We start from the raw sequence: 13,495 nt of genomic DNA, 5'->3' as shown, positions 1-13,495 counted from the left end.
GTGCGGAAGCGACGCGAGTAAAAGCGGAGTCGCTCAAGGACGACACATCCAGACGCAGGCTCCTCAGGATCGCCAAGGAATATGATAAGCTGGCTCGCCGCGCGGAGGTGCGGCAAAGAAATGAGGTTGACGGGTAGTTCTGATCCCGGGCGGAACGAACGGTTGCATCGAAGGGCAAGGCGTTGTGATCGCAGCGCAAGCCTCGCCGTCGGACGGCTCTAGGGCAAACGCCCTGATCGGCTACGGCAATGAGCGGGGCTGCTCAAACGTGCGGTCAGCGCATCCGAGCCTCTGGCCGTGTCGCTTGTGAGGCAGGGTGGTCGGCCACTTAGATGACGCATTGACGGTGTCTCAGGCGGCAGGCTGGCGAACCGCTGGAGATGGGAAGGAATGAGATGAAAGCCAACCGTCTGATCGTCGCAAGCGCGAAATTACAAGCCTCTCGCTCGACGAACTGACGAAGCATCGGCGTCGCTTTGCATCATCTGCTGAAGCCGGCGACGTGTCTTTGGGGACAAAGTAGCCGGTTCGCCGGATCATGCCACACGAATTGGCTTCCGCCGCCATTTGTGGCTGTGAGGCGCTTCAGTCGAGCTCTAGCATCTTGGACCAAACACGGATAGCTCAACGCCATAAAGTTGCGGATTAAGCGAAGCGGCGAGCAGAAGCTCCTGCTGGCAGGCTTGCGTAGCCGAACCATCGTAGACGTCTGCGCGGATCGTCAGCGTGAGGCAAGTCCGCCACGAAGTCACGCATGACGAGAAAATCCAAGCAAAAATTATAGTCGAAAGACCAACCACTACAGACTCTCCGGTGGATGATTCCGGACAGAACCGATGTTCTTTATCCAGATAAGTCGGTGCAGACGATCAGGAGTATTTGGGACTGCCCATGATGGGCTGGCACCGCTCGATATATCAGTCGGAGGACACGAGCGGTGCCGGCGTCAACTCTATCGGCCGAAGGAAGGAGGAAGGCGTGAGGAAGCAAATTGTAGAAAGACTCGAAGCAGGGTGCATCGGCGATGGCCGATTAGCCACCGCACCGGGTTTTGGTCCTTCCGCTCACTTCTTCGTGCAGGGGTCTTCTCACCTCAAGATTATCGGCTTCGTCCGTCCGGGATGAAAGCAGGTCTCGGTGTCGGCGCGACGGCGATCTCCAAGCTGGGACGAAATGTGCCTCGTCAAAGACCTGTTTGGGATCAGGAAGAATGCGTCATGCTGCTGCAACCTCCTCGCTCGCAGTATGTCGACAATAGTCGCTGTCGGCTGCATCTCTGGAGGCCGATACGTCAGGTCATTTCGATGCCTCCGGCAGCCTCGCGGGCATCGTCGGGCTCGGGCCGTCTCAAGCGGCAACTCTGTTTGGGCAGATGAGTGCGGTCTCCCAACGGATTTCGCCGCGGCGGTGTTTAAGTCGAGCGGCGGCAAAGGACTCTGCTGCTCCTACACACACCGTCGATAGAGCCTAGTGACCTAATGGTGCACAGGCCCGCCAAGGACGTGCGGGTCACCACTCTGCGCCCCAGAGCCCCCGGCTGCGCTCCTGAAGGCAGCGCGAGGCAGCGCACGCACAAGCGGCTCGTTTGAACGCCGTCTATTGAGCGGAATGCGACGTGCATAACCACGCCAGCGAGGAATCTGCCGGAGGACGAATAGTGCAGGTCTGTAGATCCGGTATACATGGCGTGCGGTCAAACACATTAGTATCAGGAAAGGATCCTATGGAGCGCAACCACGGTACGCATCGGCTAGCTGCCTGAGTGAGGAGCGCCGAGGAGTGTTGTTGCGGGTTCCTCGATGCTGCGAGGGAATCCTGCGCCAGAGGCGGCTATGAGCCTGATATGAGCGCCATCCCGCCGCAACTCGGCGATAATTCTCGTTTAATACCGGGCAAGAGTGTTGGGTTGCGGAGCTACGCACGATGGTGTCGTCAATATGGTTGAGCGAAAGTCTTGATGGATCGCGCAAATGTGGTCGCCGCCGCACAGCACGCCAAGGCCGCCGGGGCGACTCGCTTCTGCATGGCCGCGGCCTGGCGCAGTCCAAAGGACCGCGATCTCGAGGTCTGCGACGCGATTGCCACCATTAAACGTGTTGTCATGGAGACGTGCGTAACGCGCGGCATGCCCACTCCAAAGCAAGCCGCGGCTCGCCGACGCCGGTCTCGCCTTTTACAATCACAACGTGGACTTCGCTTAGGTTGTCAAACCAATAGAGGTGCTGCGCGCAAGCGATCAGCGTAGGTGAAAAATGCAGATTGTCTTGATGAAGGGAACGATTCATTGCGCCTCGGTAACTGAAGCCGACCTGCACTATGAAGGCTCGATCTCGATTGATCGCGGGCTCCTGGACGCGGCCGGTATCCTGATCAACGAACGCGTCGAACTCTACAATCTTGAGACGGGGGCACGCTTTGCAACGTTTGTGACAGAAGCGCCGCAAGGATCCGGCACCGTAGACGTGAACGGTGCGGCGGCCCGACTGGCGATGCCCGGAGATAAGATAAACATCGTCGCATACGCGTCATTTGACGAGGAGGATGCAAAGATCTTCCGGCCGCGCATTGTGCTGGTTGATCGAGAAAATCGCATCCTGCCGGTTTGAATTCAAACGGCCAACGCGGGAAGGCCCTGTTCTTCGCCGCTAGTTGGAGTTTTGCGGCCTCCGTCGTTGCTCAGAGAGTGAAGAATGAGTTCCGTCATTGCCGCTGAATCGGCCAGCTATGTAGCAGGCTTGGAAGCGCTTAAAGAAAACGATCGCCTGCGCGATATCATGCCGCGCATCGGAACCAACTTTTCATCAAGCGATGATCTGGCGCTGGCGGGCGCGCTGCGCGTGAAAACGGCCATTCTGACCGCGCTGGAAGCCGGTACTCCGATCGGAGCCGGCGGATCACGGCTTCTGCGCGGCAACTACGAGGGGCACGAATGCCGCGCGGCAGAAGCAGCGCGGTTCTTCGGGGCGCAGACCGCGCGTTTCTTCGGCGGTGGCTATTTCGCAAGTTTTACAGTGCTGACAGGGCTGCCGCAACGGCACGACCTGCTTGTCATTGAGTCTCTGGTCCACGCCAGTACTCATGAAGGGGCGCGGGCTGGCCGAGCCGCTTTCAGAATCTGCGCCCATAAGGACCCGCAGGCTATAGAGAGCGAAATTCGCGACTGGCGTGCCGCGGGCGGAGCCGGGCAGGTCTGGATCGTAGTCGAGAACCTCTACAGCATGGATGGCGATTCCGCACCGCTTGAAGATTTGCTCGCGATCGCGGACCGGCACGATGTGTTCTTGGTCGTGGATGAGAGGGATGCCACCAGTGTTGGCGGCGAGCAAGGACGAGGTCTCACAGCGCCCTATGAAGGACGGGAAAATCTCCTCGTTGTTCATAGCCGCTGCAAAGGGCTAGGAGCTGCCGGGGCGCTTGTCACCGCCTCTGGCGTGCTGCGCGACTTCATAGTCAAGTGCTGTTGCCCGTTTATTTTCGCGACCGCCCCTGGGCGGTTAAATCGCATTGGCCGCATGGGAGACTTTGTTGATCTTGCAGGAAGAGCCGGAGCGGCAACAGCGGCTGGCGAAGCTTGTCGCGTTCACGCATTGGGAGATCGTTGCGCGAAGCGAGAGCAGTCCTTCGAACTCGCTGATCCTGCCCTATATCGTTGGCGAGAATGCCCGCCATGAGGCGAGCCCCCGCGCTACAGGCTCGAGGATTTGACATCCGAGGAATCAGACCGCCAACGGTGCCGGCGCCCGCACGCAACTCGGGACCATCAATCACTCTCTGCTGTCGATAGAGGCCTTACGAAAGCGCCAGATCGAACTTCTTGGGATCGCATTCATCGGGGAAAGAAATTCTGAAACTGAGAGCGCAGTTTGTGTGACATCACGCGGGTGCGTTGGTTAGGACGGCTTCCCTGGATTTCTCCTCTGACGGCAGACAGCCTGCAGGCTGTCTTCAAGAGCTCGTTTATCCCCGGCGATTTCTAGCCTTGATGCCAAACAAGAGGTAGCCAATTTGGCATCCATTCACGCAGCATGCTCTTGACAACGAAATGACCAAAATTGTGCGTGGCGACGGTGCTTATCTCTACACTGCGCCCATCGAATCACAAATGCAATCTCATCCTGGTGGGTCGTCACCCACGGCCATCGCCATCCGCAAATCGTGAGCGCGATTCAGAAGAACAGGCCGGCAAGCTGAACCAAATTATTTTCGCCGGCCACACGCACGATCCGGCTGAAGAGGTCGCTCGGCTCCTTTTGAACCTCGCACCTCCGCGGCGTCGAACATGTTTTCTACTCGCATAGTAGCTCAGCCAGCGTGGAAGTCGCCTTTGAAGATGGCACTCGGCTATTGGCAAAATACAGGCGAACAGCGAACACGCATCGTTGTCATTCAACACTCCTATCGGGGCGACACCTTGCGATCTCAGTTGGGGCCCGCGGTGTCTTCAACGCGGCGTACGGCCCTTTCCCGTTCGACGTGACCTCAATCCCGTTCTCTGCGAGCGGTCGTGAGCGAGCGACGCTTGATGCGCTTGAGTCAGCATGTCGGAATGAAAATCCCGCGGCCTTTATCGTCGAGCCTCTGGTATCAGGGGCAGGCGGAATGTTGATGTACCAGGCTTTGAAGCTAAGAGAGATGAAGCGGATCTGCGAGGCGTCGGACAGCTGTTGATTGCCGATGAGGCCGGGCTTAGGCCGCACCGGAATATTCGTCGCCTGTGAGCACGCCAATGACGTGCCAGATATAGCGTGCTATTCGAAAGGTCTCACGGGAGGCGCGCTGCCGCTCGCCGTGACACTCTGCCGGGCAGAGATTTTCGATGCTCATTATTCAAATGACCGTACACGCACATTCTTTCACTCGAGTTCGTATAGGCAAAGCCGGTCGCCCATGCCCCCGCCAAGGCTAACCTGTCGTTTGTGGAAAGACCAGGAAAGTCACCGCGCATCGCTGCGTTCGCAACCATCAGAGAGCTGGCAATAAGGCATTCCGCGCCGATCCGCGCTTTGCAAATGTTCGCCGTGCGGCACAATCACAGCACTCGATCTGGAGACGAGAGAGAGACCGGCCATCTCGCAGGCCTCGGTCCGAAGCTTCACGCCGTTAATCTCTTGATGCGTCCATTCGGTAATACGATTTACATGATGCCGCCGTATTGCGTAATAGCAGGAGACCTGGCCGAAATATATGAGGCGTCTGCGACGCTGGCGATCCGCTGACCTGAAGACGCGCGCGGGAGGGCAAGATCCAGGAGTCTGAGCTGCCGTGCGCCTCTCGAACGACTGAGAGAGCCTTGCCATAGACCGCCTACGAAATGGACGATTGTTGCCTCGCACCCTGCAATGGGTGCGGCCGGCCGGGAGACCGCGGGCTTCGCCGGCCGGTCCACAGCGTGGCCGTGTGTTCGTTTTCAATCCGATCGCGTCATGGCGATCGGGTACCGGTTGATCAGTATGGACGCCTGCGCGAAGTTGCCAGGAGGTGATGAAGTTATGCGTCCAATGGTGGCGGCCTGTTGCAAAAGGCCGTTCGTCATTTCGATTGGAGGAGATCGGCCTGGACGGCGGTCCTTATCAAGAGGCGACGCACGCGAAGATGGTGGACACGTCATCCGCGTTCTCGAGTGTGCGGCAACCTTGCGAGCGCTATTGCATCTTTTTATTTCGCTCGCCTGGATCACGGTCGCTTAGGAATGTGCCCGCAGTCCGCCGCAGCCGCGGTTTTGGCGCCATAAGCCAATCAGCAGCCATACGAAATGGACATGCCGCCTTAACGTGGGCTTTGACACGTAGATCGGAGCTTTACAAGGACGTTCACTGTTGCCGCGTGCGTGCATCGTCTCCAGGCCGCCGTTTTGAGTCGCAGAATGTTTGGAGGGTGGAGTGCCAGAACCACATCGCAGAGGAACGTCTTGAAAGAGTTTTTGTTTGCTGATCGCGCAATCATTGAAATTTTGTGCTTTCCAACTTCGCGGTGACGTGCCTTTTCGGCCTCCCTATTGACAGAGACCATTTACTCTTCCAGGGGAAAGCCATTTCCACAGACATGCAGGCCGGGTCAGATCGAACATGAGTCACATTTCGCAGCTGTCAGTTGAGCGCGTCACGATTCCAATTCTGCAACGATTCAAAGAGGAAAGGCGCGCCATCGTCATGACCACGGCTTATGATGCGGTAACGGCACGCATCGCCGATCCTGTGGTCGACGCCATTCTTGTTGGCGATAGCGTCGGCAACGTATGCCTTGGGTTTGATGACACTTTACCGGTCAGCATGGCGATGATGAATCACCACCTGGAGGCGGTCGCGCGGACAAGGCCTCGGGCCATGCTTGTAGCGGACATGCCGTTTCTCAGCTTTCATCTCAGTCCCGACGACACGATACGCAACGCTGGAGGCTTCCTGCAGCGTGGCGCCGACGCCGTCAAGCTTGAGGGAGGGGGGAAGCGTGTCGAGATGATCCGAGCCTTGGTGAATTGCGAAATTCCCGTGATGGGCCATCTTGGTCTCACGCCCCAAAGCGTCAACGCAATGGGTGGCTTCAAGGTGCAAGGTCGGAACGCGGACGATGCCCTACGTCTGCTTGACGATGCGCACCAGCTACAGCAGGCCGGATGCTTTGCTCTTGTCCTCGAAGGTATCCCGGCTGAGCTCGCTGCCCGAGCGACTGAATCTCTGACCATACCAACGATTGGGATCGGAGCGGGTCCAAGTTGCTCAGGCCAGGTTCTCGTATTCCACGACGTGTTGGGGCTCGCAGGAAGCCATTATCCAAAATTTGTGCGTGTCTACGTAGAGGGCCATCAGCTGCTGCAGGAGGGCCTCTCGCGCTGGGCAGCTGATGTCCGTAGCGGAGCATTCCCTGCGGCGCAGGAGTCATATCGGGTTCCGGACGGCTTGCGCGGGGCGATCGCGAACTGGACGCCTCCCAAGTCAAGCTAGTGCAAGGTCCGACATGCAAACGAGCAAGGACGGTCGGGGAACTGCGCGGCGCCCTTGCAGAGGAGCGCCAGTCCGATAACGAGGCGGGATCCGCTGCGACGATAGGTTGGCCGCACAATCGTCATCTAGCCCTGGCCGAAAGCTCGACGACTTCCGTTATCACCGTTAGTGAGCACTTTCCTCGCACCCCGCCTCAGTTGAGACCAAACGAGGATCTCGGCAGATGGTCTCGTGACTTCCCAAACGGTGAGAAGCCGTGCCGCGAAGCGGGCGGGTTCGCCTCTGCGCCAGATGACGGGAGACTTGTCCGGCTTTATTTGAGACCTCCTCGAACCGGCGAACCCGCGAAGCCTCTGCATGCTTGCACTTTCGCGGCGGCGCAAAGTAAGTGTGCAAGCTGTTCCATCGTGCAGCCATTGTCGCATGCATCGGACAAAAGGGATCAACAATCGCGGTCGTGCGCCGCCTGGTCGTGAATCTAATCTTCCCCTTGTCGCCGTTCCGAGACGTGAGAAGCCGACAGGCTCGCGATGAGCCATCGGATCGCCATCTCATCGAACAAGAACGGCCTGGTGGTTGCCGAGGGCCTTTTACTTCGGGCAGCTGCGGGTCTAGGCGGAGATTCGAACGACTGGGCGGTCTCGGGTTCAGTACGGCAGTCGAAGAACCATCTTGCTGAGTGTGAATGGATTGGCTCGATCTGGGTCGAAAACTGGCGGCTAGACGACTGGTACAGCGAAGCTAATCTCACGACACTCGACCGTATTTGGATGGACGGCAATGGGCTGAGTTCGCCGGTCCCATACAACCGAGAGCAATACACGCTCGATGGTGTTGCTCTTATGCCGATCATCGCCTCGACGGCGGCACGCCGCCGATCTGGGCTCGAAAGCTATTCACGGTGTCACAAGTCGATGCTATCGGCACCCTGCCGTACCCAAACGATCAAATGGATACAGCTAGTTCATTGCAGGTTTGGCTTGCGGGCGACCTGAGCGTGCTGGCATTCCAAGGACGAGCTGAGACAGATATGGAACGCCTCGAACGATCGAGCGGATCGTTAGGGCGATCGCAATGATCGCGGCCCCGAGCACACCCGCGATGGTCAACCGAGTCGTGAGATCCCAGAGTTCTCCGAATTGTATGAAATCCATGAGACGGAACACGGTACCCTGGACCAGGTAGAGCAGCAGCGTGGTCTGGCCCAATTCCACAGCGATAAAGCGGGCCATTCGATTTGAATAGCCAAAGCGCCAGCATTGCAGCAGGAGTTCGATAGCGATTGCTGACGCAGCTGCAGAGCCAACAAACATCAGAAGCACGTCTTGAGTTGACCGAAAGTCGTGAATTAACGCAAGATTGTTGTAGACATAGGTGCTCTTGCCCCAAGCTAGAAAGCATACGCAGGTCACTATTAAGAGAAATAAAATCAGGACCGGCTTGTGATGTCGCAATGCACTCGTCCATCGTTCTCTCGATTGAGCAAGCAAGAAGCCGACGCAGAAGAACGGGTAAGTGAATCTGATCAGCGGTGATATGGAGAATGTCGCAGGCGCGAGCACAACCAGTATGGCTGAGCCAATTATGACCGACGATCGGCGGGTCAGCATGGTAGAAATCTTGAGGAGAAGGTAGGAAATAAACGTGGCCCAGATGAACCAGTATGTGCCAGCGAGACCGTTTACCAATTCCAAAAGTCCGCTCGTTAGGTTGGTCGCGCGCCACAACGCCGCTAACTTAGCTGTCTCCATTATTGCCCACCAAAACAGCATCGGCAGCAAGAGCTGCTTCGCACGGTCGCTAGCGGCTCGAGTGAACGGCTTTTGCAGCAGCGACCGAGCAGAAACATATCCGCTAATCGCCATAAAGAGTGGCATGTGAAACATATAGATCGATTTGTAGTACGGCGAATACCAAAACCCGTCGTCTCGGTAGATGACATGCTGGATCAGGTGCCCAACAATCACCAAAACAATGAGTGCACCTTTCGCGAAATCTAAACTGAGGTCTCGATCGTATGCCTCTGTCGTGCGCGAACTGGGGACGATCGTTCCAGTGACGGGTAGCAATGTATCAAACATCTAAATATCTGTTGTTGACGAGCCGGCGGCCCGTTGTCCGCTTCTTCTGCCTCATTTTTGTTCCAAACGAAAGGGGAAGGGGAATAGGCCCAGCTTGTTAGGCCTTCCGAGAACTAGCTGTGGGCCGCGCATGTCTGAATGACTCGGGGAACTTTGTCGCAAAGTCAAGATATCTAATTTGAGACACGGCTGTAGCGGCACGGGCGCGGCATGCTACTTGCAGACGCGTTTGTGGGAGGAAGACTGTCACGCTCAGTCTCCCACTCGGCCCGACGCATGTCAGACCCGGCAGATGCGTCGGGCTTCCTCGGTTGGGCTAGCATAGTTGAGATTTGGTCCGTCACTTTCGTTTGACGCCGAGGTGCTCACGCCAATGGGAGCTTCTGATAACTGAACTCGAGCACGCCAACATTGGGGTTACGGCAGCGTGCTGCGGACGCACGCCGATAAGTGCTCTGCAGTTTTTGAGCAAAAGCCGAGGACCGACCTTTCTGATTGGGAGGCTTGTTCGGTATCGTGTAACTGACGCCGTCAACCGCGCGTGCCTTGACGACTTTCGTCGCGCCATCTGTTAGTGCAGCTCGTGGCTTGCTGTGCTGTGCATCCGCGAGGGCCTTAGTTGGATTGTACTCGCAGGATGACTGATAGCGAACCAGCTCGACCAGAGTCGCTCGCGATTGCGAGGTTTCTATGGTCAAAGGTGCTGCTCGCACCCAGTGTTGTGGACCAAGGAGGGCAGCAGGCGTTCTTCGCGCATCAGCCGACTCGGCGGATCACAGACAGCATTGGCGTTCAGGCGCCACCTCCATAATCATGGCTCGAAAATTCTTAACGTTTCGGCGACAAGAAGGGACTCGCGCCAGTGACTTGTGCGGCGATGCTGTCGTGCAACAGTTCCTCTCGTGTGACTACAAATTTAGCTTCCTCGGGCGGAATTCAACGTTTCGGTCAACGACTCCTCGAATATGTCTAGGCCTTGTCCCAACGTGTCTTGGTCGATCGTAAGTGCGGGCAAGAACTTCACAACCTGATCCCTTGGTCCGCATCGCTCGATAATCAAGCCCTTCGCAAAAGCTTTATGTGACGTCGCCTCTGCGATCTCGGTCGTTTTGCAATCGAAGCCGCATGCCATACCCCGTCCACGAACAGCAAACTTGTTTCCGTGCTGATGCGCGATAGCATCGAGTCGACGCCGCATAAATGCGCCCAAGCGTTGGACCTGTTGCGAGAAAGTCTGGTTACTCCAATAAAGGGTCAAGGCCGCCTTGCCAGAAACGAGTGCAAGGTTGTTTCCTCGAAACGTTCCATTGTGCTCGCCTGGTTCCCATGCGTCGATCGCTTCTTTGATCAAGAGCATCGACAACGGCAAGCCGTACCCACTCAGCGATTTCGACATCACAACAATGTCTGGCGACAAGGCAGCGAACTCAAAACTGAAGAACTCGCCTGTGCGACCACAGCCCATTTGGATATCGTCAACTATGAAAATAGCTCCGACCTCTTTTGCCAAAGCCTGAATTGACTGCAACCATTCCTTACCGGCGACGTTAATGCCTCCCTCTCCTTGCACGGTTTCGACGAGAATGGCGGCGGGAAGGTCAATACCACTGCTCTCGTCCATTAATACCTTTCGCACGTAATCCGCGGGACTGTCAGCGGAGTCAAGATACCCATCATACGGCATGAAAGTTGTGCCGGATAAGGGAATGCTGCTGGCTTTGCGGTAAAAGCGGTTACCGCTCGCAGCTAGCGCTCCCAAGCTGTGGCCGTGATATCCATTCGTGAAAGAAATGACGTTGTGACGCCCTGTGATCTTACGCGAGAGCTTTAAGGCTGCTTCAACAGCGTTAGCTCCCGTAGGCCCCGTAAATTGAAAGCGGTAGGAAAGGTTCCGCTCACGAAGGATGACAGAGCTAAAGGTCTCCATGAATTCGACCTTTGCTGGAGTGGCCATGTCCAAGCCGTGGACGACGCCGTCCGACTCCAGATACTTGCTGATTGCTGCTTTGATCTCCTGATTGTTGTGGCCATAGTTTAGCGCTCCAGCGCCGGACAGAAAGTCAATGACCTTTCGGCCACCCTCAGTCAACATAATCGAGCCGCGCGCCCGACTGAAGACAGCAGGAAAGGAACGTGAGTACGAGCGCACATTCGACTCTAGCGTTTCGACTGTTTTCATTCTGTGCGGCCCGTGTACTCCAGCCATGTGGTCGTCTCCTCGACAAGAAAATCTGCCCGACGAACATGCGCGCGGCCAACATCGTACAAGAGAGTCAAACCGTCGTCTCTCGACGTCCTTTGGGTTGCGCGTAGCGCGTCTGAAAATCAGCTCCAACGATTTACCTGAGAATCGTACGGAACAAAGCTACTATGTCTAGTAGTATCTCCGCATCCAGCGAACGCCACTGGCTAAGGTCGTCTTTCGCGGACAGGCTTGCTTAGCCGCGCCGTGCGGTTAGCTTGCGTTTGGACGAATCTGGAAGGAGAAAGAATGGAAGTAACTTTCATGGTGACCCAAAAGGGTCCGACGCGCTCCCCTCGGTAGCGAAGGCGGGCTTGAGATCGCATCGATCAGGAGCATCAGTGTTACGGCTGCAAGGGATGCGTAAGTTTCGGGTGCTTCAGCCCGCCGAAGGATACGGGGGTGGAACGCTCGAATCTCGCGGTGAAAACTGCGGATCGCTCGCACGTTCAACATGGCCTGCCGCCTTTTGTGAATGCAGCAATCGTCTTGAAGGGCTGCGTGATTTCGCTGTAATTGGCGCGTCATCCTCCCACAGTCCGGGGGCCGGACTTCTCTGGAGCACTCGCAAAAGCCTCGGGTAAATCCTTCTCGGCTATGTCCTGCCTGGCAAGCCGCTGCCGTGGTACTTTCGACCTAAGCTCAGCATCGCCGTTGGTGCGCAGCTTTGTTAGGGCGAGGGGGGCTCGCCTTGTCTGATTACGCGATCATGCCAGTGGCGTGTTTGTCAGGAGCCTTTGCAAGTGCTTCGATGAGAGGCCGAAGGTACTACAATAGCGACAGGAATGCGGCAAGGTGGAAAGGCTATGGTCGCCACCGGCACGAGGTCAGCAGTGGCGGCGGCACGTTGATCGATATCGTAAGTGGAGGGCGCGCGGTGGGGTCGAGACTGCTGCTTTCCCGTCTTTTTACGCGTCCGTTCCGCCACGATGCTCGCGCAGCGCTTCATCGAGGCACGTTATCAACTCCAGACCGACAAAGGGTTTCGCGAAAAAGCCAGCTACACCGGCGCTCAACGCGCGGGCTCGCGTACGATCATCCGCGAAGGCAGTAATCAAGATGAATGGCGCGGCGTGACCCTGGGCCCGCATCTGTTCCAAAAGTTCAAAGCCGCTCATCGAGGGCATCTGCACGTCTGCAATGACACAGGACGTGTTCTTCAATTGAGACGACCGCAAGAAGTCCTCAGCCGACGCAAACGTATGAACGACGTGGCCCTGCGATTTCAAAAGGTTGTTCAGTGCGGCACGAATCGAAGGATCGTCGTCGACAACGGAAACAGTTGAATACCTGGACAAGACGACCCATTTTAGTTGGACGAAGGCGGTGGCAGAAGCATGACGGCCAACTGAAGGGTGCGCGTGTTCGATGAAATTGTAAAATCATACTTAGGTTTGTACCCTGCAACGGTCGGTGCCAATTCCCAGCCTCTCACTCATCCTGATCAAATCGGCTAGCGATCGAGCGCCCATCTTCTTCATCACGTGCCCGCGATAGATTTTTACTGTAATCTCGGCTAGCCCGAGTTCCGCGGCTACCTGTTTGTTCAACAGGCCGGCGGCGACCAGTTTCAAGACATCCTGCTCTCGTGGACTTAGGGCCTCAAACAAGGACTGCAGTCTCCCGATCACCTTGTCTAAACCCCGCCTCTTCCGATCCTGTTCGATAGCTGCGACTACACCATCGAGCAGTTCCTGATCGCGAAACGGCTTGCTGAGAAAATCGATTGCTCCACTCTTCATGGCTTTGACGGTCATCGGAATATCGCCATGAGCGGTGATAAAAATGATGGGAATGTGAATCTTCAGTTTGGCTAACTCACTCTGGAGCTCAAGCCCGCTCGATCCCGGCAGCCTGATGTCAAGCACGAGGCAGCTAGGAACATCAGGAAGCTCGCTCTGGAGCAGTTCCTGGGCCGTTCCGTAAGCAACGACATCTAGACCGATCGAACGAAATAGGTTGACCAGGGATTCTCGCATTGAGAGGTCATCGTCGACGACGAGGACGCTTGGCCTCACCTCCGGCCCTACGACATTTGCGGCTTCCTTCCGCGGTTCAGAGCGCTTGGTCACGATAAGAGCCTCGTTTGTACGATTTACAGTAGAATTGTCCCGTAACAACCATCTTTGATTGGGTGCGCAGCCTTTCGCGCAGGCAAATCTTTGAGATTTCGAGGTGCGTGATTGGTTAGCCATTCGCGCCAGCGTGACCCATTACAGGAAAGTCTAGCAAAA

The 13,495-nt window shown here is 56.6% G+C and carries 6 protein-coding genes and 4 pseudogenes; 6 read left to right on the top strand and 4 right to left on the bottom strand.

The genetic code is table 11. The annotated features are described in order from the left end of the window. Nucleotides 1-1,954 precede the first annotated feature (1,954 nt). The 6 genes and pseudogenes from QSV46_RS31305 to panB form a co-directional block, all read left to right on the top strand. Nucleotides 1,955-2,192 (top strand): annotated as a pseudogene (locus QSV46_RS31305) (biotin synthase); the annotation flags it as partial. 60 nt (nucleotides 2,193-2,252) lie between these two features. After that, nucleotides 2,253-2,606, top strand: a complete 354-nt coding sequence (panD, locus tag QSV46_RS31300; protein ID WP_314960692.1) for an aspartate 1-decarboxylase — start codon at nucleotides 2,253-2,255, stop codon at nucleotides 2,604-2,606. A gap of 84 nt (nucleotides 2,607-2,690) precedes the next feature. Next, nucleotides 2,691-3,772: pseudogene (locus QSV46_RS31295) on the top strand (aminotransferase class I/II-fold pyridoxal phosphate-dependent enzyme); the annotation flags it as partial. Beyond that, a pseudogene (locus QSV46_RS31290) lies at nucleotides 3,739-3,977 on the top strand (AAA family ATPase); the annotation flags it as partial. The pseudogenes QSV46_RS31295 and QSV46_RS31290, both read left to right, overlap by 34 nt. Before the next feature lie 65 nt (nucleotides 3,978-4,042). After that, nucleotides 4,043-5,216, top strand: a pseudogene (locus tag QSV46_RS31285) (aminotransferase class III-fold pyridoxal phosphate-dependent enzyme). Nucleotides 5,217-6,065: 849 nt separating this feature from the next. Next, the gene (gene panB / locus QSV46_RS31280; RefSeq protein ID WP_314960689.1) at nucleotides 6,066-6,938 is read left to right on the top strand and encodes a 3-methyl-2-oxobutanoate hydroxymethyltransferase; all 873 of its coding nucleotides are present in this window, start codon (nucleotides 6,066-6,068) and stop codon (nucleotides 6,936-6,938) included. Between the two features lie 959 nt (nucleotides 6,939-7,897). Here panB and nolL read toward each other — a convergent pair. From nolL to QSV46_RS31260, 4 genes are all read right to left on the bottom strand, one after another. Next, entirely contained in the window at nucleotides 7,898-9,019 is a 1,122-nt protein-coding gene (nolL, locus tag QSV46_RS31275; RefSeq protein ID WP_314960686.1) for a nodulation factor fucose acetyltransferase NolL, read from the bottom strand. A gap of 916 nt (nucleotides 9,020-9,935) precedes the next feature. Next, nucleotides 9,936-11,198 (bottom strand): diaminobutyrate--2-oxoglutarate transaminase, encoded by a 1,263-nt coding sequence (ectB, locus tag QSV46_RS31270; protein ID WP_314960773.1) that lies wholly within the window; start codon nucleotides 11,196-11,198, stop codon nucleotides 9,936-9,938. Nucleotides 11,199-12,169: 971 nt separating this feature from the next. Then, nucleotides 12,170-12,559, bottom strand: a complete 390-nt coding sequence (locus tag QSV46_RS31265; protein ID WP_314960684.1) for a response regulator transcription factor — start codon at nucleotides 12,557-12,559, stop codon at nucleotides 12,170-12,172. A gap of 90 nt (nucleotides 12,560-12,649) precedes the next feature. Next, on the bottom strand, nucleotides 12,650-13,333 hold the full coding sequence (locus QSV46_RS31260) for a response regulator transcription factor (protein ID WP_314960683.1): 684 nt from the start codon (nucleotides 13,331-13,333) through the stop codon (nucleotides 12,650-12,652). Between the last annotated feature and the right edge of the window lie 162 nt (nucleotides 13,334-13,495).

Source organism: Bradyrhizobium cosmicum (assembly GCF_032290525.1).
Lineage (GTDB): Bacteria > Pseudomonadota > Alphaproteobacteria > Rhizobiales > Xanthobacteraceae > Bradyrhizobium > Bradyrhizobium cosmicum_A.
Note: the sequence above shows the minus strand (reverse complement) of the source record. Positions and strands in the feature narration are given on the sequence as shown.